The 24,804-nt window shown below is 74.6% G+C and carries 18 protein-coding genes; 12 read left to right on the top strand and 6 right to left on the bottom strand.

Translation table 11 applies throughout. From position 1 onward, the window contains the following. Positions 1–57: 57 nt before the first annotated feature. The 3 genes from MNY60_RS12100 to MNY60_RS12090 all read right to left on the bottom strand — a co-directional run bounded on the left by MNY60_RS12100 (position 58) and on the right by MNY60_RS12090 (position 1,807). Positions 58–480, bottom strand: a complete 423-nt coding sequence (locus tag MNY60_RS12100) for a universal stress protein (protein ID WP_242339276.1) — start codon at positions 478–480, stop codon at positions 58–60. Positions 481–888: 408 nt separating this feature from the next. Then, positions 889–1,101 carry a twin-arginine translocase TatA/TatE family subunit gene (gene tatA, locus MNY60_RS12095; RefSeq protein ID WP_242339278.1) on the bottom strand — a complete coding sequence of 71 codons (213 nt, stop codon included), beginning with the start codon at positions 1,099–1,101 and terminating at the stop codon, positions 889–891. Positions 1,102–1,150: 49 nt separating this feature from the next. Continuing rightward, entirely contained in the window at positions 1,151–1,807 is a 657-nt protein-coding gene (locus tag MNY60_RS12090; protein ID WP_242339280.1) for a Crp/Fnr family transcriptional regulator, read from the bottom strand. 354 nt (positions 1,808–2,161) lie between these two features. Between MNY60_RS12090 and glp the strand changes: the two genes are divergently transcribed. The 4 genes from glp (at position 2,162) to metX (ending at position 8,929) form a co-directional block, all read left to right on the top strand. Further along, positions 2,162–3,328 (top strand): gephyrin-like molybdotransferase Glp, encoded by a 1,167-nt coding sequence (glp, locus tag MNY60_RS12085; RefSeq protein WP_242353179.1) that lies wholly within the window; start codon positions 2,162–2,164, stop codon positions 3,326–3,328. Next, complete coding sequence (gene mobB, locus MNY60_RS24275; RefSeq protein ID WP_242339284.1) at positions 3,325–4,227, top strand: molybdopterin-guanine dinucleotide biosynthesis protein B; 903 nt, start codon at positions 3,325–3,327, stop codon at positions 4,225–4,227. The genes glp and mobB overlap by 4 nt, the downstream gene beginning before the upstream one ends. A gap of 122 nt (positions 4,228–4,349) precedes the next feature. Beyond that, the gene (locus tag MNY60_RS12075; protein WP_242339286.1) at positions 4,350–6,551 is read left to right on the top strand and encodes a S9 family peptidase; all 2,202 of its coding nucleotides are present in this window, start codon (positions 4,350–4,352) and stop codon (positions 6,549–6,551) included. Between the two features lie 137 nt (positions 6,552–6,688). Next, complete coding sequence (metX, locus tag MNY60_RS12070) at positions 6,689–8,929, top strand: homoserine O-acetyltransferase (RefSeq protein WP_242339288.1); 2,241 nt, start codon at positions 6,689–6,691, stop codon at positions 8,927–8,929. Between the two features lie 52 nt (positions 8,930–8,981). On the opposite strand, the gene MNY60_RS12065 is transcribed toward metX, so the two are convergent. After that, the gene (locus tag MNY60_RS12065) at positions 8,982–10,550 is read right to left on the bottom strand and encodes a sigma-54-dependent Fis family transcriptional regulator (protein WP_242339290.1); all 1,569 of its coding nucleotides are present in this window, start codon (positions 10,548–10,550) and stop codon (positions 8,982–8,984) included. 168 nt (positions 10,551–10,718) lie between these two features. On the opposite strand from MNY60_RS12065, the gene MNY60_RS12060 reads away from it, so the two are divergent. The 4 genes from MNY60_RS12060 (at position 10,719) to map (ending at position 15,400) form a co-directional block, all read left to right on the top strand. Continuing rightward, a complete protein-coding gene (locus tag MNY60_RS12060; protein ID WP_242339292.1) occupies positions 10,719–11,327 on the top strand; it encodes a hemerythrin domain-containing protein in 609 nt (202 codons plus the stop codon). Positions 11,328–11,429: 102 nt separating this feature from the next. Then, complete coding sequence (locus MNY60_RS12055; protein ID WP_242339294.1) at positions 11,430–13,712, top strand: nitric-oxide reductase large subunit; 2,283 nt, start codon at positions 11,430–11,432, stop codon at positions 13,710–13,712. Positions 13,713–13,873: 161 nt separating this feature from the next. Then, positions 13,874–14,365, top strand: a complete 492-nt coding sequence (locus tag MNY60_RS12050) for a hemerythrin domain-containing protein (RefSeq protein WP_242339296.1) — start codon at positions 13,874–13,876, stop codon at positions 14,363–14,365. A gap of 45 nt (positions 14,366–14,410) precedes the next feature. Continuing rightward, a complete protein-coding gene (gene map / locus MNY60_RS12045) occupies positions 14,411–15,400 on the top strand; it encodes a type I methionyl aminopeptidase (RefSeq protein ID WP_242339298.1) in 990 nt (329 codons plus the stop codon). Between the two features lie 51 nt (positions 15,401–15,451). On the opposite strand, the gene MNY60_RS24270 is transcribed toward map, so the two are convergent. Further along, positions 15,452–17,239 carry a DNA mismatch repair protein MutS gene (locus MNY60_RS24270; protein WP_242339300.1) on the bottom strand — a complete coding sequence of 596 codons (1,788 nt, stop codon included), beginning with the start codon at positions 17,237–17,239 and terminating at the stop codon, positions 15,452–15,454. A 242-nt stretch (positions 17,240–17,481) separates the two neighbouring features. On the opposite strand from MNY60_RS24270, the gene egtB reads away from it, so the two are divergent. From egtB to MNY60_RS12025, 3 genes are all read left to right on the top strand, one after another. Then, positions 17,482–18,759 carry an ergothioneine biosynthesis protein EgtB gene (gene egtB, locus MNY60_RS12035; RefSeq protein WP_242339303.1) on the top strand — a complete coding sequence of 426 codons (1,278 nt, stop codon included), beginning with the start codon at positions 17,482–17,484 and terminating at the stop codon, positions 18,757–18,759. After that, complete coding sequence (gene egtD, locus MNY60_RS12030) at positions 18,756–19,733, top strand: L-histidine N(alpha)-methyltransferase (RefSeq protein WP_242339305.1); 978 nt, start codon at positions 18,756–18,758, stop codon at positions 19,731–19,733. The genes egtB and egtD overlap by 4 nt, the downstream gene beginning before the upstream one ends. Positions 19,734–19,794: 61 nt before the next feature. Continuing rightward, positions 19,795–20,640, top strand: a complete 846-nt coding sequence (locus MNY60_RS12025) for a hypothetical protein (RefSeq protein WP_242339307.1) — start codon at positions 19,795–19,797, stop codon at positions 20,638–20,640. A 151-nt stretch (positions 20,641–20,791) separates the two neighbouring features. Here the strand turns inward: MNY60_RS12025 and MNY60_RS12020 are convergent, their stop codons facing one another. Continuing rightward, a complete protein-coding gene (locus MNY60_RS12020) occupies positions 20,792–22,738 on the bottom strand; it encodes an acyl-CoA dehydrogenase family protein (protein WP_242339309.1) in 1,947 nt (648 codons plus the stop codon). A 159-nt stretch (positions 22,739–22,897) separates the two neighbouring features. Between MNY60_RS12020 and MNY60_RS12015 the strand changes: the two genes are divergently transcribed. Further along, a partial coding sequence (locus MNY60_RS12015; protein WP_242360679.1) for a GAF domain-containing sensor histidine kinase occupies positions 22,898–24,804 on the top strand: 1,907 nt, incomplete at its 3' end.

Genomic DNA, 24,804 nt, shown 5'->3' with positions numbered 1-24,804 from the left:
GAGCCCTCCCTCGCGCGGGCCCGGCGGCGGCGCGTCCGGTGCCGCGCGCGCTGCCGTCTAATGCACCACCAGGACGGGCTTCGGGCTGATGTGTATGAGCCGGTCGGAGACGCTGCCGAGGAACATGCGCGCCACCGCGCCGTGGCCGCGGCTCCCGACGACGATCATGCCGACGTCGGCCGCCGCGCCCTCCTCGGCGATCGCCTCGGCGGGCGCGCCGTACAGCACGGAGGTGCTGACCTCGATGGCGGGCTCCTCGATGGCCTCCACGGCCCGCTCGAGCAGGCGGTCCGCGTAGGCGCGGTGCTCCCGCTCCACCTCGGCGATGGTGAGGCCGTACACGTCCGGCGGAAGCAGCAGCTTCGGGACGACGTGGACGAGCGAGAGCTTGGCGCCGAAGCGCAGCGCGATGTCGGCGGCCATGCGGGCCGCCTTGAGCGATGAGTCGGAGCCGTCGACGGCGACCAGGATGCGCTTCATGGTGTTCTCCCCCCTGCGTGACGCTCCAACCATTCAAGGGGGATGCCTTCGCGTCACGCTCCGGAGGGACCGCGCGGAGCGGCGCGATTCGCCCGCCGGCCGGGCCCGCGAGCCGGTGCTTTCCTCGGGCTCGCAACCCGCCTGGGCATCTCCCGGCCGCTGGCGACCGCCTGTGCGAGCGAACGCGGAACGGGGCGCGCGCGAGGCTGGGCCCACACGGGGTGGGACGGCTCGAGCGGGTCCGGGCGGTGGGACGCATCCCGCGCGCCGGCCGAGGATCATGTGCGAGGTAACGGGAAGGGAGGCGCGCCGGTAAGGCCGCAAAAGGCGCGGGGGCGAGCACGGTCGCGCTCGCCCCCGACGAGAGTCGGAAGATGGGGACCGCGCGGTCGCGCGGTGCGAGGTCGGCTACGCCTGCTTGCCGGCCTTCGACGCCTGATCCTGCGAGGAGGCGCTCGGCTCCGCCGGCTTCTCCTCGTCCTCGCCCGAGAACGACTTCTTGAAGCTGCGGATGCCCTGACCCAGGCCCGCTCCGAGCTGAGGGAGCTTGCTCGACCCGAACAGGATCACGACGATGAGCAGGATGACGACGAGCTCGCCCATTCCGAGCTTGGGAAACATGCGGGAGTCCTTTCTGAACCTCGGTGCGACGGCCCTCTTCTAACAGGGATCAGGCCGCGTTGTCTTCCATCGCGATCGCCGCGAGGCGGCGCTGATCGAGCACGCGGACGCCGCGAGAGGCGTCGACCACACCGTCCTTCTCGAGCTTCGTCAGGCAGCGCGAGAGCGTCTCCGGGCGCATCCCCAGCAGCCGAGCCACCACCTGCTTGCGAACCGCGTTCGGGCGATCCGCGAGGAAGCGGGCGTGAGCGAGCGCGAAGCGCGCGACGCGCGAGAGGCAGTCGCCCTGGCGCCAGTTCACCTCGTCGCGCTGGGCGCGAGACTCGGTGAGCAGGAGATCGAGGACGACCCGCGCGGCGCTCTTCTCGGGTCCAATCCACTGGGACATCGCGTCGCCGCCGATCCCGCAGATCTTCACGCGCGACAGCGCGCGGACCTCGAAGGGCGAGGGCTCGCCGTGCAGCGACTCGGTGCAGAGGAGCGACGTCGGCCCGCGGAGCGAGAGGAGCAGCTCGGAGCCGCGTGGGCTCACCGCCGAGAGGGCGACGAAGCCTTCCTTGACGAAGTAGACGGTCCGGGGGCGCTCGCCCTGCGCGCAGATCGTGGCGCCGGACTCGCGCGAGGTGGGCGTCAGCCGGCAGCGCCCCTGCGAAGCGAGACCCAGCGAGCAGGCGTTGCAGTCAGAGACCGGAGCGTTCGAGAGCACCGCAGTTCCTCCCCCGCGACAGACTTCCTTTTACTTGATCGGCGTCTGTTTGCACGAGCTAGGCCCGCGTACGCCCGGGGTTTTATAGGGCGCTCCGTGCAGACAATGCGTTTGCGGTTCGGGGGCCCTCCGGTGTGCGCAAGGTTTGCGGAGGCTCGTCCGGGGACCCGCTCCTCCACCCGGTCCCCGCGCGGTCTCGCGGCCGCTCGCGCAGGACGGATCCGCGCGTCGCGGCACGGGCGGCGGGGGCGAGCACGGCGCCGTCTCGGGCGTGAGCGCAGGCGACCTCCGCAGGCGCGGGTGACGCGCCGTGCGGACGGCCCGCGCCGCGCGCGCGTGGCATGATGCGCGCGCATGCAGAGGCTCCTGCGCATCCGCGACGAGGTGCTCGCCGCGATCTCGCCGCTCGAGGCCGAGGAGGTCGCCCTCGGCGACGCCGCCGGCCGGTACCTCGCCGCGCCCGCGCGCGCGCGCGTCCCCGCGCCGCCCGCGACGTGCTCGGCCATGGACGGCTACGCGGTTCGTGCGGAGGACGTGACCGGGCCCTGCGTGCTCGCCGTGACGGGCTCGCGCTACGCCGGAGAGGAAGCGGGCGCGCCGCTCACGCCCGGGACCGCCGTCCGGATCTTCACCGGCGCGCCGCTGCCCCCCGGCGCGGACACGGTCGTGCGCGAGGAGGCGACGCACGCGGAGGGCGGGCGCGTGCGCTTCGCCGCCGCTGCGCGGCGCGGCGAGAACGTCCGGCTCGCCGGCGAGGACGTCGCGGCGGGCGGGCTCGCGCTCGAGCCGGGGACCCGCCTCGGCGCCCGCCAGGCGGCGCTCCTCGCCGCGGTGGGCGCCGATCCGGTGAGCGTCCACCGGCGCGCGCGGGTGGCCGTCATCTCCACCGGGGACGAGGTCGTGACGGGGCGCACGCCCGACTCGAACGGAGTCGCGGTCGCGGGCCTCGTCCGCGCCCTCGGCCTCGAGGTCGTCCGCCGCGCGGTCGAGGACCGGCTCGAGGCGGTCTCCGCCGCGGTCGCGGAGGCCGCGCGGACCTGCGACGCGGTCGTCACGATCGGCGGCGTGTCCGTGGGCGAGCGTGACCACGTGCCCGCGGCGCTCGCCGGCCTCGGCGCGGACGTGCGCGTGCACGGCGTGCCCATGAAGCCCGGCAAGCCGTTCTTGTTCGCGCTCGCCGGCGCGACGCCGGTGTTCGGGCTGCCCGGCAGCCCCTCCGCCTGCCTCGTCGCGTTCGAGGTGTTCGCGCGGCCCGCGCTCCTCGCCCGGGCCGGTGCGGCCCGCCGCGAGCGCCCGGCGCTACCCGTGAGGCTCGCGGAGGTCACCGAGGGCAGACCGGGTCGCGCGCGGCTCGTGTGGGCGCGCCTCGAGGGCGGCGGGCGCGCGCGGCCGCTCGGGAAGGACGCCGCGCAGGTGCGCGGGCCGGCGCTCGCGGACGCGCTGCTCCTCGTGCCCGCCGACGCGGGCGATCTCCCCGAGGGCGCGGAGGTGACGGCGTGGCTGCTCGGCGACGACGCGTGAGGCGTGCGCCCCTCGTCGCCGTGTCCGGGGCCTCCGGCGCCGGCAAGACGCGGCTCCTCTCCCGCCTCATCCCGGTGCTCGTGCGCCGCGGCGTTCGCGTGGGGGTCCTGAAGCACACCGGCCACCCGCACCCGTTCGACGTGCCCGGCAAGGACACCGACGTGCTGCGCCGCGCCGGCGCGGTCGCGGCGGCCATCGAGGGTCCGCACGGGCTCGCCTACTTCGGCCCCCCCGCCGGCGGCGCGCGGGCGCTCGCGCGGCTCCTGCCCGAGGTGGATCTCGTGCTCGCCGAGGGCTTCAAGCGCGAGCCGCTCCCGCGCGTGGAGGTGTACCGCCCCGGCGTGTCGCGGGCGCTGCTCGCGGACGCAGACCCGCGCGTGTTCGCGATCGTCGGCACGCGGCCCACGCGGCGGCGGATCCCCGCGCTCGATCCCGACGACGCGGAGGGGCTCGCCGACCTCCTCTGCGGGCGCTTCCGCCTGCTCGGTGCCCGGGCCGGGGGCCCCGAGCGCTTGCGGGTGCGACCCACCGTGAGCAGGGTTTCCGCGAAAGGAAGCGAGCGCACGCGAGCGCTCGGGAGAAGGGAACGCATGCCGAAGAAGACGACGAACCGGAAGGGCGCCACGGCGCGCGCGCGCGGCAGCCGCCGCAGCGGCGCCTCCCGCAGCGACGCGGGGCGCAAGGGCGGGAACGCGACGCTTCGCGCGCGTGGCCCGGAGTTCTACTCGGAGATCGGCCGCAAGGGCGGCAAGAAGAGCCGCTCCGGCGCGCGGGCGGGGCGCTCCTCCTCCGCGGCGCGCACCAGCTCGAAGCGCGGCACGACGACCAAGCGCGGCGCGGCCCGGCGCGGCACGGCGCGGCGCACGTCCCGCACGAGCCGCACGAGCCGCACGCGCTGACGCGCTGACGCGATGACGCGATCCAGCGGTGATCACGGCGCCGCCGGGAGCTCCCCGGCGGCGCTCGCGCTTTCGGCGGCCCGGCTGCGTCGCGCGAGGCCCGTGCTAAGACATGGGCCCGCATGGTGACGCTCCTCTGCTCGCTTTTCCTCGCCGCGGCGCAGCCGCCCGTGCCCCCGCCGCAGGCCCCGTTCCTCACCCAGCTCGCCGAGACCCGCGGCTTCCGCGCCGGCAGGCCGACCCGCGTCACGCTCGCGCGGGACGGGCAGCACGCGCTCTTCCTCCGCTCGGGGCCGCGAACGGCCGTCCAGTCGCTCTACGAGACCGACCTCCGCACCGGCGAGACGCGTGAGCTCCTCTCGCCGGCGGCGCTCGCGGGCGGCGCGCTCGCCCCGACGGCGGCGGAGGCGGCGCGGCTCGAGCGGCAGCGCATCCTCGCGCGCGGCATCACGCACTACGCGGCGTCGCCCGACGGGCGCCGGATCGCCTTCGCGCTCGGCGGGCGCCTGTGGCTCCTCGAGCGCGCGACGGGGAGGGCCGCGCCGGTCGCGGGGGCGGACGGCGTGCTCGATCCGCGCTTATCGCCGGACGGCGGCGCGCTCGCCTTCGTGAAGGACCGGGACCTGCACGTCCTCGAGCTCGCGTCGGGCCGCACCCGGCGGATCACCCGCGCGCGCTCCGCCTCGATCACGAACGGCCTCGCCGAGTTCGTCGCGCAGGAGGAGATGGGGCGGCAGGAGGGCTACTGGTGGTCGCCCGACGGGCGCCGGCTCGCCTACGCGGAGGTGGACGTGGCGCCCGTGCAGCGCCTCGCGCTCTGCGATCCGGCGCGCCCGGAGGCGCGCTGCGAGGACGTGGCGTACCCCCGCGCCGGGACGCCGAACGCGGCCGTGCGCCTCGCCGTGGTGCCCGCCTCCGGGGGTCGGCCGGTCCTCGTCCGCTGGGACCGGGAGGCGTTCCCCTACCTCGCCACCGTGCGCTGGGAGGCGGGCGGCCCGCTCGCGCTCGTCGTGCAGAACCGCGCGCAGACCGAGCTGCGGCTCCTCGCGGCCGACCCCGCGACGGGCGCGACGCGCGTGCTGCTCGACGAGCGGGACGAGGCGTGGGTCGAGCTCTTCCAGGCGTTCCCGCGCTTCCGGCGCGACGGGAGCTTCTACTGGGAGACGGAGCGGAACGGCGCCCCCGAGGTGGAGCTGCGCGGCGCCGACGGCGCGCTCCGCGCGAGCGTCGTCCCGGCGTCGTCCGGGTTCGTCGACCTCGCCGGCTACGACCGCGACGAGGACGAGCTCGTCTACACCGCCGCGCCGGATCCGACGCGGACCGTGGTGCAGCGCGTGCGCCGCGGCGGGCCGCCCGAGACGCTCGCGCTCGGAGAGGACGGCCCCGCGCTCGCGCGCGCCGTGGCGGCGGAGAAGGGCGGGGCGGTGGCGGTGACGTGGACCACGCTCACCCACGCGGCGCGCACCACCGTGTTCGCGCGGGGCGGGGAGCGGCTGGCGGAGCTGCCGAGCGTCGCGGAGGAGCCGCCCTTCGCCCCCACGACCGAGCTCCGGCGCGTCGGCGCGGGGGAGGGGCTCTGGACGGCGGTGGTGCGCCCGCGCGGCGCGGCTCCGGGCGCGAAGCTCCCCGTGGTCGTGGACGTCTACGGCGGGCCCTCCGGACCGCGCGCCGTGCGCGCGCCGCTCCTCGCCGAGCAGTGGCTCGCGGATCAGGGGTTCCTCGTCGTCCGGATCGACGGCCGCGGGACGACCGGCCGCGGCCGCGCGTTCTCTCGCGCGGTGAAGGGCGACTTCTCCTCGATCGTCCTGGAGGACCAGATCGCCGGGCTGCGCGCGCTCGCGGCGGAGCTCCCGGAGCTGGACCTCGGGCGCGTCGGGATCACGGGCTGGTCCTTCGGCGGCTACGCCTCGGCGCTCGCGGTGCTGCGCCGCCCCGACGTGTTCCACGCCGCGGTGGCGGGCGCGCCCGTCTCCGAGTGGCGCGACTACGACACGCATTACACCGAGCGTTACCTCGGGCTCCCCGACGACAACCGCGCCGGGTACGACGCGAGCTCGCTCCTCACGTGGGCCCCGGGGCTCACGCGGCCGCTCCTCGTCCTGCACGGCACCGCAGACGACAACGTGTTCTTCTCCCACGCGCTCAAGCTCGGGAACGCGCTGTTCCGAGCCGGCCGCCGCTTCGAGCTCCTGCCGGTCGCGGGCGCCACGCACCTCCTCCCCGAGCCGACCGCGGTCGTGCGCCGGTGGGAGGAGACCGCCGCGTTCCTGCGGACCCACCTCGCGCCCGGGGGGAGCGCGGCGGCGGGGACCACCCCGCTCTGATCCGGCGCCCACGCGGCGCTCTGGCGGCGGCCTCGAGGTCGGGGAGAGCGCCGCTCGGCGACGCCGCGGTTCACCGTCGAGCTGCCCTCCGCCGCTCCTTGACACCCCGGATCCCCGGTCGTTACCCTCCGCCGTCCATGACCTCGACGACGGGCAGCGCGGATCGCTCCGCGGCGGGGCGCGCGGCGTTCGTCTCGCCGGAGACGCTCACCCTCGAGCTGCCGGGCGGCCTCGAGCTCGAGCTCGGCGGCCGGCTCGAGCGCGTCCAGGTCGCGTACCGGACCTGGGGCGCGCTCGCCGCCGACGGCGGGAACGGCGTGGTCGTCTGCCACGCGCTGACCGGCTCGGCGGACGCCGACCAGTGGTGGGCGCGCATGTTCGGGCCCGGGCGCGCGCTCGACCCCGAGCGCGACTTCATCGTCTGCGCGAACATCCTCGGGAGCTGCTACGGCACCACCGGGCCGACCTCGATCGACCCCGCCACCGGCCGGCCGTACCTGGGAGCGTTCCCCGCCGTCACCGTCCGCGACATGGTCCGCGTCCAGCGCGCGCTCGTCGACGCGCTCGGCGTCCGCCGCGTGCGGATGGCGATCGGCGGCTCGCTCGGCGGCATGCAGGTGCTGGAGTGGGCGCTCCTCTACCCGGAGCTCGTCGAGTCGGTGGTGTTCATCGCCTCGACGGCCCGGCACTCGGCCTGGTGCATCGGCCTGTCCGAGGCGCAGCGGCAGGCGATCTACGCGGATCCGCGCTGGAGGGACGGCGCGTACGACCCGGCCGATCCGCCGGCGGCGGGGCTCGCCGCGGCGCGGATGATGGCGATGCTCTCGTACCGGAGCCAGCCCTCGTTCGAGCAGCGCTTCGCGCGGCGCCCGCAGACCGAGGACCTGTTCGCGATCGAGAGCTACCTCCGCTACCAGGGGCGCCTGCTCGTCGACCGCTTCGACCCGGCCACCTACGTCACGCTCACGCGGGCGATGGACACGCACGACGTGTCCCGCGCGCGCGGCGACTTCGACGACGTGCTGCGCTCCCTGCGCCAGCCGACGCTCGTCGTCTCGATCGACTCGGACGTGCTGTACTGGCCGTGGGAGCAGCGAGAGGTGGCCTCGCTCCTGCCGAACGCCCGGCTGGCGATGCTCGACTCGCCCCACGGTCACGACGCGTTCCTCATCGACGTCGACCGCCTCTCGGAGATGGTCGCGGAGTTCCGGGGCGAGCGGCGGCGGGTCGCCGGCGCGGCCGTGGAGGGGGAGGCGCCCATCGACCGCGCCTACGCGGAGCACGGCGTCTCGCTCCTCGTGCTCGGCAAGGGCAAGGTCGGGGCGGAGCTCCTCGAGCAGCTTCGCGCCCAGCGCACCGAGCTCGAGCTCGACTACGAGACCGTGCTGCGGGTGGTCGGCATCGCAGACCGGCGCGGCGCGCTCGTCCGGGCGGAGGGCGTCGATCTCGAGCGCTGGCGCGAGCTGCTCGCCGCCGCGCCCGCGTCCGGCCCCGTCGTCCCGGCGAGCGCGCCGGCGCTCCTCGATCGGCTCGCGGGGATGCCGCGGCCGGTGCTCGTGGATCTCACCGCCGCGGAGGGGATGGAGGAGGTCTACGAGCAGGCGTTCCGTCGCGGCATCGACGTGGTCGCCGCGAACAAGCGGCCGCTCGCGGCGCCCCCGCGCCGTCGCGAGCAGCTCCGGGAGGCGCGCCGTCACCACGGGCGGCAGTACCGCTACGACACGGCCGTCGGCGCGAGCCTGCCGGTCATCGGCACGCTCCGGCGCCTCGTGCGGAGCGGCGACCGGATCCGGTCCATCGTCGGCTCGCTGTCGGGGACCCTCGGCTACCTCTGCACCGAGCTCGGCCGCGGCGTGCCGCTGTCGCTCGCGACGCGGTGGGCGATCGGGCTCGGCTACGCCGAGGAGGACCCGCGCGACGATCTCTCCGGGCTCGACGCCGCCCGCAAGGCGCTCATCCTCGCCCGGGAGATGGGCGCGCAGCTCGCGCTCGAGGACGTCTCGGTCGAGCCGCTCGTGCCGGGGGAGGCGCTCGTGCCCGGTCGCCCGGAGGCGCTCATCGCCGCGCTGCGCGCGCACGACGACGCCCTCGCGGCCCGCGTGGAGCGGCTCCGCGGCGAGGGCAAGGTGCTGCGGTACCTCGCGCGCCTGCAGACCGGTCCGGACGGCCGGGTCTCCGCGCGGGTGGGCCCGGAGGCGGTGGAGCTCGCGGACCCCGCGGCCCGGCTGGTGGGCGTGGAGGCCTACGTGGCGTTCACGACCGCGCGACACGCGGAGCGGCCGCTCATCGTGCAGGGCGCGGGCGTCGGCGGGGCCAGCACCGCGGGCGGCATCCTCGCGGAGATCCTCTCCATCGCCGGGGGCGGCGAGGCGGGGTGAGCCCGCGCCCGTCACGCGCCGGCTCCGCTGGGCCGGCGCGTCCGGGCGAGCGCTACGGCCGCGCGCGCGTGGGCGCGACGCCGTACTTCTTCATCTTGCCCTGCAGCGTCGTCGGACGGAGGCCGAGCAGGGAGGCCGCGCCGCCCGGGCCGTAGACCCGGCCGCCGGCGTGCGAGAGCGCGCGCTCGATGAGCGCCCGGACCTCCTCCTCGAACGTGCCGGGCGCCGCGGCGTCGGGCGCGGCCGCCGGCGCGCCGTCCTGCGTGAGGCGGACGGGCAGGTCGGGGAGGGACAGCTCGGGCCCGGGGGAGAGGATGAGCGCCCGCTGCAGGAAGTTCTCGAGCTCGCGGACGTTGCCCGGCCAGTCGTGCGCCTCGAGGGCGCGCCAGACGTCCTCGGCGACGCGGGGCGGGCGGCGGTGCATCCCCGCCGCGTGGCGCGCGAGGAAGTGCATGGCGAGGGGCCGGATCTCGTCGCGCCGCTCGCGCAGCGGCGGGAGCTCGATGGGAAACACCGCGAGGCGGTAGTAGAGGTCCGCGCGGAAGGTGCCGCGCGCGACCATCTCCTCGAGGTTCCGGTTCGTCGCGGCGACGACTCGCACGTCGACCTTCACCGGCTCGGTCCCGCCGACGCGCTCGACCACGCGCTCCTGCAGGACGCGGAGGAGCCGCACCTGCACCGAGGGTGGAGCGTCGCCGACCTCGTCGAGGAAGATCGTCCCGCCGTCCGCCTGCTCGAACCGGCCCGGGCGGCGGCGGCTCGCGCCGGTGAAGGCGCCCTTCTCGTGGCCGAACAGCTCGCTCTCGATGAGCCCCTCGGGGATCGCGCCCAGGTTCACCGGGACGAACGGTGCGTTGAAGCGGGGGCTGAACTCGTGGACCATCCGCGCGAGCCCCTCCTTGCCGACACCGGTCTCGCCCCGGATGAGGACGGTGGTCGTGGAGGGCGAGACGAGCCGCACCCGCTCGACGACGTCCTTCATCCCCGGGCTCTCCGCCACGTAGCGGGCGTCGCGCTTGATCTGCCGGATCTCCTCCTTGAGGAGGGCGTTCTCGCGCCCGAGGAGCCGGTTGAGGCGCTGGACCTCCTCGACCATGAGGCTGTTGTGCAGGGCGATGGCGACGAGGTGCGCGACCTGCTTCGCCACCTCGAAGCAGCAGTCGAGGAGCCCCTCCGCGGGCGGATGGGCGATGTCGAGCGTGCCGAGCACCTCGTTCTCGAAGACGAGGGGGAACGAGACGAGGGAGCCGTAGCCGTACGCGGCGAGCAGCGGCTCCTCGCGGTACCGGGGCGACTTGGGCTGGAGCGGGTCCACGACGCAGGGCGTCCGCTCGCCGAGCGCCTTGCCGGCCGCGGACCCCGCGAGCGGGAAGGAGGTGCCGAGCTCCGGCGAGGGCTGGCGGGGGTCCGAGACGAGCACGACCTCTGCACGGGTCGGGTCGGTCGGAGAGATGCGGTTGATCGCCACGCGCGTCACCCCGAAGTGGCGGCGCAGGAGCTGGCCCGTGCGGTCGAGCACGGAGGCGAGATCGACGGTCGAGAGCACCGCCTCGATCGCCTCCTCGACGATGCGCCGGTGCGGGTCCTCGTGCGAGACGACGGGCAGGATCGAGCCAACCATGGGCCGGTGAGTAACGAAATGCCGGTGCGTCCGTCAACCTCCCGGCGGTGCGAGTTCCCCCGTTGGAGAGTCGAACCCCAGGAAGACCGGGGGGTTCGGCGGTTGGCAACGCCCTTGCTCTAGCTCACGGACGGGTGCGCGCTGTCGCCCCCGCACGGAGAGGAAGCCATGGACGCCATCGAGACCCTCATGAACGAGCACCGCCTGATCGAGCGCGTGCTGGACGCTCTCGTCGGCTTCGCCGACGAGGCCCGCCGCAAGGGCACGACCGACAAGGCGGAGCTCGGCCGCTTCGTCGGCTTCATCCGCGAGTTCGCCGATCGCTGCCACCACGGGAAGGAGGAGGACATCCTCTTCGCCGCGATGGTGTCGCACGGCTTCCCGAAGAACGGCGGTCCGGTCGCGGTGATGCTCCACGAGCACGCGCAGGGCAGGGCGCTCGTGGGCGAGCTCGCCGCCAAGGCCGCGCAGGACGGCGAGTGGACCCCGGCCGACCTGCAGGAGATCGCCGACGGCGCGTACGCGTACTCGAACCTGCTCCACGCCCACATCCACAAGGAAGACGCCATCCTCTACCCGATGGCGGAGCAGCGGCTCCCGCCCGAGGCGATGGAGCGCGTCGCCGAGGACTGCGAGCGCTTCGAGCGCGAGCAGACCGGCGCGGGCGAGCACGAGCGCTACCACGCGCTCGCCGACGAGCTCGTCCTCCGCCACGCGGGCACCATCCACCCCGCCGCGAGCACGACCCAGCCGCACCGCCACGACTGCTGCGGCTAGCGGCCCGCGCCCGCTCGCCAACCCACGACCTTCACCCCGCACCCGCACGGCTGCCACGGCACGCCGCCGCGCGAGCCTCATACCCCGCAGTCCGGAGAGTCCATGAGCCACAAGGGACGCGCCATCCTGCTGTTCACCATCGTCGCCGCCTTCTCCGTCCTCATCTTCGGCGGTGCGAAGATCAACGAGCACAAGCCGCCCATCCCCGACCGCGTCGTCTCCGCGACGGGCGAGGTGGTGATGACGGGCGAGGACATCCACCAGGGCCAGCTGCAGTACCTGTCCCGCGGTGGGCAGCAGACCGGCTCGATCTGGGGCCACGGCGCGTACCTCGCGCCGGACTGGTCCGCCGACGCGCTCCACCGCGTCGGCCTCGCCGCGGCGGGGCTCGCGGCCGGCCGCGCGCCCGCGGACGCCGCCGCGTTCACGCAGGGAGACCTGGAGGCGCTGCCCGCCGGCGAGCGCGGGCGCGTCGACGCCGAGGTCGCCGCCGAGCTGCGCCAGAACCGCTACGACCCCGCCACCGGCACGCTCACGCTCTCGCCGGGCCAGTCCGCGGCGTTCCCCGCGCTGGTCGCGTACTACACGAAGCTCTTCGGCGAGGGCTCCGACCCGATGTCGATCCCGAAGGGCTTCGTCGCCGATCCCCGGGACGCCCGGGCGATGACAGCGTTCTTCTTCTGGACGGCCTGGTCCGCGGGCACGAACCGCCCCGGCGAGACGTTCAGCTACACCGCGAACTTCCCGTACGACCCGCTCGTCGGCAACCGCCCGCTGCCCTCGTCGCTCGTCTGGTCCATCGTCTCGGTCGTGCTGCTCATCCTGGGCACGTTCGGGGCCATCTACTTCTACCTGCGGCTGCGCGGGAAGGATCACGAGGAGCCCGCCCGGCTCGCGCCGCTCGCGGAGCCGAACCCGACCCCGAGCCAGCGCGCCGCGCTGCCGTACTTCCTCGTCGCGATCGTCCTCTTCATCCTCCAGGCGGCGCTGGGCTCCGTCACCGGCCACTTCGCCGTCGAGGGCAACAAGCTCTTCGGCATCGAGATCGGGCAGCTCCTGCCGTACGCCGCGACGCGCGGCTGGCACCTCCAGCTCGCCGTCTTCTGGATCGCGACCTGCTGGCTCGCGACGGGCCTCTTCATCGGCCCGGCGGTGAGCGGCCACGAGCCGAAGGGCCAGAAGGCCCTCGTCTACACCCTCCTCGGCGCGCTCGTGGTCGTCGTCGTCGGCGCCCTCGCCGGCACCTACTTCGGCGTCCGCGGCAAGCTCTCCGGGCCGAACGGCTGGCTCATCGGACACCAGGGCTACGAGTACATCGAGCTCGGCCGCGTCTGGCAGCTCGCGCTCATCGGCGGGATGCTCCTCTGGCTCGCGCTCGTGTACCGCGCGGTGAAGCCCGCGCTCGCGGCCGAGAAGGACAAGGGCGGCCTCACCCACCTGCTGCTCTACGCCTCGGTCACCATCCCGCTCTTCTACTCGGTCGGGCTCTTCTACACGCCGGGCACGCACATCGCCGTCGCCGACTACTGGCGCTGGTGGGTCGTGCACCTGTGGGTGGAGAACTTCTTCGAGGTGTTCGCCACCGTCGCGCTCGCGTTCATCCTCGCCCGCATCGGGGCGGTCGGTCAGAAGTCGGCGCTCCGCGCGACCTACTTCTCCATCCTGCTCTACCTCGGCTCCGGCATCATCGGGACCTTCCACCACCTGTACTTCACCGGCTCCCCGCTCTTCATCACGGCGCTCGGCGCGACGTTCTCGGCCCTCGAGATCGTGCCGCTCACGCTCCTCGGCTTCGAGGTGTACGAGAACCTGAAGCTCGCGCGGTCGGGCCCGAACGCGCAGCCCTGGAAGTGGCCGCTCTACTTCTTCGTCGCGGTCGCGTTCTGGAACGCGGTGGGCGCCGGCGTCCTCGGCTTCCTCATCAACCCGCCGATCGTCCTCTACTACGCGCAGGGCCTCAACACGACGCCCATCCACTCGCACGGCGCGCTGTTCGGCGTGTACGGCTTCCTCGCCATCGCGCTCATGCTCTTCTCCATGCGGAACATCGTCCGCAAGGACGCCTGGAGCGACGGCCTCCTCAAGGGCGCGTTCTGGGGCCTCAACGGCGGCCTCGCGGGCATGATCGTCTTCTCCCTCCTCCCCGCGGGCATCTACCAGTTCGCGATCGGGATCGAGAAGGGCCTTTGGTACGCCCGCAGCCCCGAGGTGACGGGCAGCGCCTTCATCCACGCCGTCACCTGGGCGCGCCTCGTGCCGGACCTCGTGTTCCTCGGCGGCGCCGCGCTCCTCCTCACGTTCGTGGTGCGCGCCATCGCGCGGGACGTCGCGCTCCGCCGCGCTGACAGGGCCGGCGAGCGCACGGACGTGCGCCGGGCGGCGTAGCCGGGCGGACGTGGGAGCGCGTCCGTCCCGGACGGACGCGCGAGCGCCAGGGGGTTTCCCCCGAGCCCGAGGCGCGACGGAGGGGCGGGGCCGGTTCGCCGGTCTCGCCCCTCCGCCTTTTCGGCGGCGCGTGCCTACGCTGCCAGGAGGGAGGGAACACCGTGAACGCCATCGACCTACTGGAGCAGCAGCATCGAGAGGTGGAGGAGCTCTTCGAGGAGTTCGAGAGCGCCGGGGAGCGGGCGAAGAAGAAGAAGGAGCAGCTCTGCCGGGAGATCTCGGACCAGCTCGCGATGCACGCCGAGATCGAGGAGAAGCTCTTCTACCCGGAGTCGAAGCAGGAGAACACCGAGGACATCCTCCGCGAGTCCGTGGAGGAGCACCTGTCCATGAAGCGCATCCTCTCCGACCTGCTCGAGCTCGGGGCCGACGACGCGCAGTTCGACGCGAAGCTGTCGGTGCTCAAGGAGCAGGTCGAGCACCACGTCGAGGAGGAGGAGAAGGAGCTCTTCCCCAAGGTCCGCAAGGCGCTGTCGAAGGACGAGCTCGAGGACCTCGGCGAGCGGATGGAGCAGATGTTCGACCGGCTGGAGGCGGAGGGGGACGCCAGCGCCAAGATCCCCGGCCAGACGGACGCGCCGTCGCAGATCTGAGCGGGCGAGTTGCCCGCTCCCCCCGGCTCCCTTAAAACGGCTCCCGTGAACGAGACCGAGCTGCTCGCTCGGGCGCGGCCGGGTCGGAACGACCCCTGCTGGTGCGGGAGCGGGCAGAAGTACAAGAAGTGTCACCTCGACGAGGACTCCCGCGGCGCGGCGCCGGACGCGCCGGCGCGCCCGCACCGCCGCCCCCTGCGGCCGGGGGTCGTATCGCCGCGGCGGGCCGTGCCGGCCACCATCCCGCGGCCGGACTACGCGTCGAGCGGGCGTCCCAAGGCGCAGGGCCGGGACGTGAAGACGCCCGAGGAGCTCGTGCGGCTCCGGCGCGCCTGCCGGGCGGCCGCCCGCGTGCTGCGGGTCACCGGCGAGGCGGTCCGGGCGGGGGTCACGACCGACGCCCTCGACGAGCTCGCCCACGCGGAGACGCTGCGGCTCGGCGGCTACCCGAGCCCGCTCAACTACCGCGGCTACCCCAAGTCCCTCTGCACCTCGGTGAACGAGGTGATCTGCCACGGCATCCCGGACAGCCGGCCTCTCGAGGACGGCGACATCGTGAACCTCGACGTGACCGTCTACCTCGACGGCATGCACGGGGACTGCTCGGCGACGTTCCTCGTCGGCCAGGTGGACGGCGAGGGGCGCCGGCTCGTGCAGGTCGCGCGCGAGTGCCTCGCGAAGGGCATCGCGGCCGTCCGTCCGGGGCGGCCCATCTCCGACATCGGGCGCGCCATCGAGTCGCACGCGTCGCGCCACGGCTACGGCGTCGTCCGCTCCTACTGCGGGCACGGCATCGGCGAGACGTTCCACACCACGATCCAGATCCCGCACCACTACGATCCGTCGCTGCGCCGCACGATGGAGAAGGGCATGACGTTCACGGTCGAGCCCATGATCACCGAGGGGACCTGGCAGGACCTGCTCTGGGACGACGGCTGGACCGCCGTCACCGCGGACGGGAAGCGCTCGGCGCAGTTCGAGCACACGCTGGCAGTGACCGACGACGGGGCGGAGATCCTCACGCTGGAGGAGTAGCTCCGCCCCCGCCCGCAGGCGCCGAGGTGAGCCGGCGGGGCGCGCGCCCCCTCACACCCTCAGCCCGACCGCGCGCATCAGCGCGAGGGCGTTCGAGTGCGCGACGACCCCCGGCCGCAGCCGGTAGTCGAACGCGATCTCGCCGTCCTTCACCTGATCCTCGAAGTGCCCGTTCGCGAGCACGCCGTCCGAGCCGCCGAGCTCGGTGAGGGCGAGATCGTGCGTCGTGACGAGCCCGAGGGCGCCGCGGTCGAGGAGGCCCCGCACGATCGCCTCGGCGCCGATGCGGCGGTCGTGCGAGTTCGTGCCGTGGAGGATCTCGTCGAGGAGGAAGAGGAGGGGGAACGGGCCCGCCGCGAGGTCGGCGAGCTCCTTGAGCCGCGTGATCTCGGCGTAGAAGCGGGACTTGCCGGCCTGGAGCGAGTCCTGGATCCGCAGCGTGGCGCCGGCCTGGACCGGCGTGAGGCGCATGCGGGCGGCGCGGACGGGCGCGCCGGCGAGGGCGAGCACGACGTTCACGCCGGCGGTGCGGAGGTAGGTGCTCTTCCCGGACATGTTCGAGCCGGAGACGAGGAGCACGCGCGGACCCTCGCCGCCGAGACGGAGATCGTTCGGCACCGCGCCGGGCAGCAGCGGGTGCCTGAGCCCCTCGGCCTCGAGGATCGGCCCGCGACCCGGACCTCCGTCCAGGAGCTCCGGCCAGGCGTCGCCGGGATGCTCGTAGGCATACCCCGCGAGCGAGGAGAGCGCCTCGAGCTCCGCCACCGCCTCGAGCCAGCGCCGGATGCCGCGGCCGGACGCCGCGCGCCAGCGCTCGACCGCGGCGGCGTGCAAGGGCCCCCACGCGAGCGCGAACGCGAGGGGGGCGAAGAACTGGTTCCGGCCCCACTCCATCCGCGCGACCACGCGGACGAGGGCGGCGATCCGGACGGAGGCGGGCGCCCCGGCGCCGCGCAGCGACGCCTGGAGCGCCCCGAGGCGCGCGTCGCCGTCGAGCGGCTCAGCCTCGAGCCGCTCGAGCAGCAGCGCCAGCACGCGCAGCTCCGCCGCGGGGTGCTCGACCCCGCCGAGGACGTGGGCCATCCGGCCGCGCAGGACGCGCGAGAACGCCCACTCCCCGAGGAGGACGAGGAGCAGCGGCGCCGGGCCGAGCCCCACTCCCCAGGCGACCGCCGCCGCGACGGCCAGCGCGGCGAGCGCCAGCGCCGCCGGCCGCACGAAGGCCGGGAGGAGGGGCGCGGCCTCGCCCCACGCGGCGAGCCCGGCGGCGTCCACGCCGGCGCGGACGTCCTCGCCGAGGACCGCGAGGTCCTCGCGCAGATCGAGGCGCGGAGCGAGCGAGGCGATCGCGCGCTGGCGGGCTCGGCCCTCCGCCGCCGGCGCGGGGTGGAGGAGCCAGGCCGCGAGGCGCTCCTCGCCCGGGCGCGTGCGGGCGGCGCAGAGGAGCTCGAACAGCGAGCCCCGGCCGAACAGGTCGAGGTCGAGCGCGTACGGGTGGGCGGGATCGGCGAACCGCTCGCCGCCGGCGCCGGCGCCGGCGAACGTTCCGTCCATGCGCGCCAGCGCCGCCGTGTGGAACGCGACGGCGCGCCGGGCGCGAGCGCGCGCGGAGAGGACGCGATCGTGGACGACGGCGAGCGCCACGAACGCGGCGAGCGGCCCGAGGAGCCAGCCGGCCGAGAGCCGGTGCTGGCCCCACGCGAGCCACGCGAGCGCGGCGCCGGCGGCGAAGATCGCGAGGCGGCCCCACGCGATGCGGGCGTCGGCGCGGTCGAGCCGCGCGACCGCCGCGCGGCGCGCCTCGAGGCGGCGGGTGATCTCCTCTCGGGGACCGTTCACGGCGCGGGAGGGTAGCGCGGAAGCGGCGCGGCCGCACCGGTTCGCAGGCGCGACGGTTCGGAGGCGTGGACCCGCCGGGGCGCCGAGGCGCGCTCCCGGACGCCCGAGCGCGCAGCCTCCGCTGGGGCTAAGCGAAAGGGGTCCGCCGCGTTGCCTGGCTCTCCGCGCGTGGAAAGGTTCAGAGCCGGCGCGGGACGCGGACCGTCCGTCCGGCGCGCCAGGGAGGACGGGTGAGGGAAAGCGTGGGGGGCGCAGGAGGGGCGGATCGCGCGGGGACGCTGGCCGCGCGGCTCGCTGACGTCCGCCGCCGCACCGTCGCGCTCGCGGCTCCGCTCTCGCCGGAGGACGCCGCCGTTCAATCGATGCCGGACGCGAGCCCGGCGAAGTGGCACCTCGCGCACACGTCCTGGTTCTTCGAGGCGTTCGTGCTCCCCCGGGTGGAGCGGGCCTTCCGCCCGTTTCACGATGCGTACGCGTACCTCTTCAACTCCTACTACGAGGCGGTCGGGCCGCGGCAGCCCAGGCCGCAGCGGGGCCTGCTCTCTCGCCCCTCGCTGGCGGAGGTGCTCCGCTACCGCGCGAACGTGGACGAGCGGATGTCGGCGGCGCTCGCCGCGCGCCCCGGGGACGAGGTCCTCGCCACGGTGGAGCTGGGGATCGCCCACGAGGAGCAGCACCAGGAGCTGCTCCTCACCGACGTGAAGCACGCCTTCTTCTCGAACCCGCTCCGCCCCGCCTACGCCCCGGACGCCCTCCCGGGGAGACCGGCGCCCGCCTCCGCCCCGCCGCTCGCCTACGTCCCGCGCGACGGCGGGATCGTCGAGGTCGGCGCGCGCGGGAGCGAGTTCGCGTTCGACAACGAGCGGCCCCGCCACCGCGCCCTCCTGGAGCCGCACGCCCTCGCGACGCGGCCCACCACGAACGGCGAGTGGCTCGCCTTCGTGGAGGACGGGGGCTACCGGCGGCCCGAGCTGTGGCTCTCCGACGGGTTCGCCGCGGCGCGCGCAGGTGACTGGAAGGCGCCGCTCTACTGGGAGCGCGGGGAGAGCGGATGGGCGATCTTCACGCTCGCGGGCCCGCGCCCGCTCGATCCCGCGGAGCCCGTCGCGCACGTCTCGTACTACGAGGCGGACGCCTACGCGCGGTGGGCGGGCGCGCGGCTGCCGACCGAGGTCGAGTGGGAGGCGGCGGCGGCCGGAGCGAGCGCCACCGCCGAAGGGACGCTCGCGGACGCGGGACGGTTCCACCCCGCGCCGGCCGCCGCCGGTCCGGGGTTCCGCCAGCTCCTCGGCGACGTGTGGGAGTGGACCTCGTCCGCCTACGCGCCATACCCGGGCTTCCGCCCGCTGGCGGGGCCGCTCGGCGAGTACAACGGGAAGTTCATGGTCAGCCAGCTCACCCTGCGCGGCGGCTCGTGCGCCACGCCGCGGGGGCACGTGCGCCCGACGTACCGGAACTTCTTCCCTCCGGGGGCGCGCTGGCAGTTCACGGGCGTACGACTGGCGAGGGACGGGGCGTGATCGGACTCGAGGGTGCGAGCATCGGGGTGGGGGAGCGGACGAGCGAGTCCGCCCGGTTCCGCGAGGACGTGGTGCGCGGCCTGTCGCTGCCGCGAAAGGCGCTGCCGCCGAAGTGGCTCTACGACCGCCGCGGCTCGGCGCTGTTCGAGCTCATCTGCGAGCAGCCGGAGTACTACCCGACGCGGACGGAGCTCGGGATCCTGGAGGGGTACGCCGGTGAGATCGCCGAGGCGATCGGCCCCGGCGCGCTCGTCTTCGAGCCCGGCGCCGGCAGCGGCCGGAAGACCGCGCTCCTGCTCGCGGCGCTGGAGCGGCCCGCCGGCTACGTGCCGGTCGACATCTCCGGGGACGCGCTCCTCGAAGGCGCCGAGTCCCTGCGCCGGCAGTTCCCGCGCCTCCCGGTCCTGCCGCTCGTGGGCGACTTCACCGCGCCCATGGCGCTGCCCCTCGGGGAGCTCCCCGCGCGCCGGCGCGTGGCGTTCTTCCCGGGCTCGACCATCGGCAACTTCGATCCGCCCGAGGCCGTGGCGCTGCTCCGGCGGATGGCGCGCGACGCCGGGCCGGGCGGCGCGCTCGTCATCGGCGTCGATCTCGCCAAGGACGAGCGGACCCTCGTCCGCGCCTACGACGACGCCCGCGGCGTCACCGCCGCGTTCGACCTGAACCTGCTCGCGCGCATGAACCGCGAGCTCGGCGGGGACTTCCGGCTCTCTTCGTTCCGCCACCGCGCGATCTTCGACCCGGACTACTCGCGCGTGGAGATGCACCTCGAGAGCCTGGAGCCGCAGATCGTCACCGTGGCGGGCGAGCCCTTCGCGTTCCGCGCCGGCGAGACCATCCACACCGAGAGCGCGTACAAGTGGGAGCCGCGCGCCTTCGACGCGCTCGCGCTCATCGCCGGCTGGCGCCCGGAGCGGACCTGGACGGACGAGCGGGCCTGGTTCGCGGTGAAGCTCTACACCGCCGTACGCTGAACGGCCGATCATGATTCGCGAACGGGCGAGCGACGCGCGCGCGCCGGGGCCCTGACGGTCCATGGGCGCGCGGCGGACCGCGGCCGAGCTGGAGGCGCGCGCCGCCCGCGCGGCGCCGGGCAGCACGGCGCGGCCGCCGGTCTCGGAGCCGCTCGCGATGCTGCAGCGGCGGGGCCTCGACCCGCGCCCGTCGCGGCACGACCTGCCGTTCCCGCCCGGGCACGATCCCGCCGCCGTCGCGGCCCTCGTCGAGCGCCTCCGGCACTACGCCTTCCGGCTGTTCCTGCGCGGCGCGATCCTGCGTGGCGCGGGGTTCACGCCCGGGCAGGCGACGCGCTACGTCGCCGCCGAGAAGGCGCGCGAGCTGGCCGACGCGCTGGTCGCCATGGGGCTCGCCGCGCCGCTCCCCCGCGGCCGCTACCGGCTCGTGCACCGGCCGCGCACCTTCGGCGGCACGCTCGAGTGGTGGCTCGGCGAGGAGCTGCGCGCGCGGCTCGCGCTCGAGGTGGCGACGGGCGTCCGCTCCGGCGCGCCCGGCGTCGGCGGCGACCTCGACGTCGTCGCGGCCGGCGAGGGGAAGCTCATCTACCTGGAGGTGAAGTCGTCCCCGCCCAAGCACGTCACCCAGCCGGAGGTCGGCGCGTTCCTGCGCCGCGTCTCGGCGGTCCGGCCCGACGTCGCGCTCTTCGTCGTCGACACGGCGCTCCGCCTCGGGGACAAGATCGTCCCGATGTTCGAGCTCGCCCTCGCGCGCGGCGGCGGCGCGGGGCCGGTCCGCCGCCTGTTCCGAGAGACGTGGTCGGTCGGGCCGCACGTCTACGTGGTGAACGCGCGGGAGGACCTCGTGGACAACGTGTGCCGCGCGATCGCGGAGGGGATCCGGGCGCTGGCGCCGCCGGCGCCGTAGGGGAGGGGGACTCGACCGCGAGTGCGACCGGTCCCCCCACGCGTCGTCCGTTCTCCATTCGTCACGTCTTCCGCGCGGTCTGGCAGCGTCGCGCGAGCGCCCGCCCCGGCGGACCGGAGCGGGCGCGGGCGTCTCCCATGGGGGCGGAGCGTCAGGAGACCGGCTGCGGCTCGGCGAACAGGGCATGCCCGCCCGCCTCCCCGACGGCGGCTGGCCGCGCGGCCGGGGTCACGGGCAGCTTCGGGCGGAGCTCCTCGACCGTCACGCCGAGGCCGATGCCGCCCTGCTCGAGCCAGGCGTGCTTGCCCTCGAGCACCTCGCGGCCCATCGCGTAGCTCCTCGCGTCGTCGTTGCTCCAGAGCGCGCCGAAGAGGGCACGCACCTTCCGGCGCGTGCCGAGGCAGAAGTGATCGGCGAGCCTCGCGGCGTCCGCCGCCTCGGAGAGGCCGGCGTTCTTCATCGCCTGCGCGCGCGTCACGCTCGCCGCCATCGCGAAGAGCTCGTTCGCGATGTCCACGAGGCGGAACAGGAACGCCTGCTTCCGCTCCGCGGCGGCCTGGAAGACCACCATCGAGTGGAAGATCTCTCGCGCGAGCTTGCGGCTCGAGCGCTCGACGAAGCGGAGGTGGCTCGCGTTCCTGCCGAACTCGCGGTAGCGCGGGGCGAAGAGACCCCGCGCCCACAGGCCGAGGTACCAGGGCACGTAGAACGCCCCGAGCCTCGGGAGCTGGGCGAGCTTGCTCGAGACCGGCACCTTCGGGTCGATGAGGGCGCCGGCGATCTCGAGGTGCTTGTCCACCGCCTCGCGCGCCATGAAGAGGTGCATCACCTCCGACGAGCCCTCGAAGATGAGGTTGATGCGCAGGTCGCGCATCGCGCGCTCCACGTCGACGCCCGCCTCGCCGCGCGCGGCGAGGGAGCTCGCCTTCTCGTACCCGCGGCCGCCGCGGATCTGCATCGTCTCGTCCACGAGGTGCCAGGCCTCGACGGTGTTCCACTCCTTCGCCGCGGCGGCCTCGAGGCGGATGTCGTAGCCCTTCCGGTCGGCGAGCGACTGGGCGAGATCCGAGACCGCCTCCATGGCGAAGACGGTGGACGCCATGCCGGCGAGCTTGTGCGCGATCGCCTCGTGCTTGCCGATCTCCTGGCCCCACTGGACGCGGGCCTGGGACCACTTGCGCGAGAGCTCGAGGAACCGCTTCCCGCCGCCGACCACCGCGGCCGGGAGCGACAGCCGGCCGGTGTTGAGCGTCGTGAGCGCGATCTTGAGGCCGCGGCCCTCCTTGCCGATGAGGTTCTCGACCGGGACCTTCACGTCCGTGAAGCGGATGGCGGCGTTGGCGAGCGCGCGGAGGCCCATGAACCTGCAGCGGTGCGTGACCTCCACGCCCTCCGAGTCCGCCTCCACCACGAACGCGCTGATGGCGCTCGTGCGCGGGTTCTTCGCCATGACCACGAGGAGCTCGGCGATGGTGCCGTTCGTGCACCAGAGCTTGGAGCCGTTGATGACGTAGTGCCTGCCGTCGGGGCTGAGCTCGTAGCTCGTGGAGAGGCGGGCCGGATCCGAGCCGACCTGCACCTCGGTGAGCGCGAACGCGCTCACCGCGCCCTTCGCGATGCGCGGCAGGTACTTCTTCTTCAGCTCGGGAGAGCCGAAGAGCTTGAGCGGCTGCGGGACGCCGATCGACTGGTGCGCCGAGAGCAGGGCGGTGACGTTCGCGTCGTAGCCGCCGACGAGCTGCATGGCCTTGCCGTACTCGACCTGGGTGAGCCCCAGGCCGCCGTACTCGACCGGCACCTTCATCCCGAACGCGCCGAGCTTGCGGAGCCCGTCGAGGACCTCCGGCGGATACTCGCCGGTCTCGTCGATGCGGACGGGATCCACCTTCTCGCGCAGGAACCGCTCGAGCTCCGCGTAGAAGCGCTGGAACTCGGGACGCTCCGCCCGATCGAGCGGATAGGGGTGGATGAGATCCAGCCGAAGCTTCCCGAGGAACAGCTCGCGGAGGAACCCGGCACCCTGCCACTCGGCCTCCCGTGCCGCCTCGGCCACCTCGCGGGAGCGCTGCATCTCGTCATTGCGCTGCGTCACGGCCATGGCGCTACCTCCCCTGATTCCCTAATCAAATTAACGCAACGCGCCTTGCCAACTGACACGACCCCTCGGGGCGCGGGTCGGCGGAGGCTCGCCCGAGGGGGCGGGGGACAGCCCCTGGCGTCCGGGCGCCATGCGATCGACCCTATCGCTGGCCAGACGATGCCGAAGCCGCCCTCCCGCGAATCGCCCGCCTTCCTCGCGCTGCTCGCCCTCGCCCTCCTGGCCGTGCTCGGCGCGGACGCCGTGGGCCCCCTCGGCTCCGCCGAGTGGGCGCTGTACGCAGTGCCGGTCGCCCTGACGCTGCTCGCGCGAACCGCGTGGGCGCCGCTCGCCACCGCCACCGCGGCCACCGCCCTGGTCGCGGTCGGCTACCACCTGTCGCCCGCGGCGCCGGTGGGCCTCCCCGCCTGGCTGCCCGTCACGAACAGGGTGATCGGCCTCGTGATGGTCTGGGTGGTCGCGCTCATCGTCCGGGCCACGGTGCGCGCGCGGGCGGAGGTCGCGCGGGAGCAGTGGTTGCGGGAGGGGACGGCCGTGGTCCGGCGCGCGCTGCAGGGCGACAAGGCCGTCGAGGCGGTCGCGGCCGACGCGCTCCGCGCGATCGCGAACCACCTCGGCGCCGAGATCGGCGTGCTGCACGTGGCGGGCGACGACGGCCGCTATCACCGGCGCGCGGCCCTCGCGGGAGCGCCGGGCGGCGCGCCCGCCCCGTTCGCGGAGGGGGAGGGGCTCCCGGGAGAGGTCGCGGTGGCCGGGCGCGTGCGGGTCGTGAACGACGTCCCGCCGGGCTACCTGCGCGTCACCTCCGGCGCGGGCGCGGCCGACCCGCGCGCCCTCGTGCTCGCGCCGTCGAGGGTGGACGACGAGGTGAACGGCGTCGTCGAGCTCGGCGCGTTCCGACCGTTCGACGACCTCGACGTCGAGGTGCTCGACCGCATCGCGCTGCCGCTGGGGATCTCGCTCCGCTCCGCCCGGGACCGGGCGCGGCTCGAGGAGCTGCTCGCGGAGACGCAGCGGCAGGCGGAGCGGCTCGAGGTGCAGCAGGAGGAGCTGCGCGTCGCGAACGAGGAGCTGCAGTCGCAGGCCGACGCGCTGCGCGAGTCCCAGGCTCGGCTCGAGGAACAGCAGGCGGAGCTCGAGCAGGTGAACGTCCAGCTCGAGGAGCAGGCCACGGTCCTCGAGGATCAGCGGGCGCAGCTCGCCGGGCGCGGCGCGGAGCTCGAGGAGCGCGCGCGCGAGCTCGAGCGCGCGAGCCGGTTCAAGTCGGAGTTCCTCGCCAACATGTCGCACGAGCTCCGCACCCCGCTCAACAGCGCGCTCATCCTCGCGAAGCTCCTCGGCGAGAACGCGACCGGGAACCTCACGGAGGAGCAGGTGAGGTACGCGCGCACGATCCACCAGGCGGGCAGCGACCTGCTCGCGCTCATCAACGACATCCTCGACCTCTCCAAGATCGAGGCGGGCCGGCTGGAGGTCCACCCGGAGGCGCTGCCGATCGCGCGGCTCGTGGAGCAGCTCGCGCTCACGTTCGCGCCGATCGCGGCGGAGCGCGGCCTGGCGTTCGAGCGGATCATCGAGCCGGGGGCGCCCGCGGAGCTCACGACCGATCCCCAGCGCCTGCTCCAGATCCTGCAGAACCTCCTCTCGAACGCGTTCAAGTTCACGGAGCGCGGCGGGGTCATCCTGCGAGTCTCGTCCGCGCCGGACGACCGCGTCGCGCTGTCGGTCCGGGACACCGGCATCGGCATCCCCGAGGAGAAGCAGCGCCTCGTGTTCGAGGCGTTCCGGCAGGCCGACGGCACGATCAACCGGCGCTACGGGGGCACGGGGCTCGGGCTCTCCATCGCGCGCGAGCTCGTGGCGCTCCTCGGAGGGGAGCTCTCGATCGAGAGCGCGCCGGGGAAGGGGAGCGTCTTCACGGTCACGCTGCCGAGAGCCATCGGCCCTCGCGCGCGCGAGGGCGTCCCGCACGTTCCCGCGCCGGCTCCGCCTGCGCCGCCCGCCGAGCCCGCGCCGGCCGCGAGCCGGCCGCCGCCGGCCCTGCGAGCGACCGCGCCCGCCGCCCT

Source organism: Anaeromyxobacter sp. SG17, from assembly GCF_022690695.1.
GTDB lineage: Bacteria > Myxococcota > Myxococcia > Myxococcales > Anaeromyxobacteraceae > Anaeromyxobacter > Anaeromyxobacter soli.
Note: the sequence above shows the minus strand (reverse complement) of the source record. Positions and strands in the feature narration are given on the sequence as shown.

What these genes read in the sequence shown, in the direction of transcription:
- MNY60_RS12100 (WP_242339276.1), bottom strand. Translation starts at nt 480, where the DNA reads ATGAAGCGCATCCTGGTCGCCGTCGACGGCTCCGACTCATCGCTCAAG.
- tatA (WP_242339278.1), bottom strand. Translation starts at nt 1,101, where the DNA reads ATGTTTCCCAAGCTCGGAATGGGCGAGCTCGTCGTCATCCTGCTCATC.
- glp (WP_242353179.1), top strand. Translation starts at nt 2,162, where the DNA reads ATGCAGAGGCTCCTGCGCATCCGCGACGAGGTGCTCGCCGCGATCTCG.
- MNY60_RS12075 (WP_242339286.1), top strand. Translation starts at nt 4,350, where the DNA reads ATGGTGACGCTCCTCTGCTCGCTTTTCCTCGCCGCGGCGCAGCCGCCC.
- metX (WP_242339288.1), top strand. Translation starts at nt 6,689, where the DNA reads ATGACCTCGACGACGGGCAGCGCGGATCGCTCCGCGGCGGGGCGCGCG.
- MNY60_RS12065 (WP_242339290.1), bottom strand. Translation starts at nt 10,550, where the DNA reads ATGGTTGGCTCGATCCTGCCCGTCGTCTCGCACGAGGACCCGCACCGG.
- MNY60_RS12060 (WP_242339292.1), top strand. Translation starts at nt 10,719, where the DNA reads ATGGACGCCATCGAGACCCTCATGAACGAGCACCGCCTGATCGAGCGC.
- MNY60_RS12055 (WP_242339294.1), top strand. Translation starts at nt 11,430, where the DNA reads ATGAGCCACAAGGGACGCGCCATCCTGCTGTTCACCATCGTCGCCGCC.
- MNY60_RS12025 (WP_242339307.1), top strand. Translation starts at nt 19,795, where the DNA reads ATGGGCGCGCGGCGGACCGCGGCCGAGCTGGAGGCGCGCGCCGCCCGC.
- MNY60_RS12020 (WP_242339309.1), bottom strand. Translation starts at nt 22,738, where the DNA reads ATGGCCGTGACGCAGCGCAATGACGAGATGCAGCGCTCCCGCGAGGTG.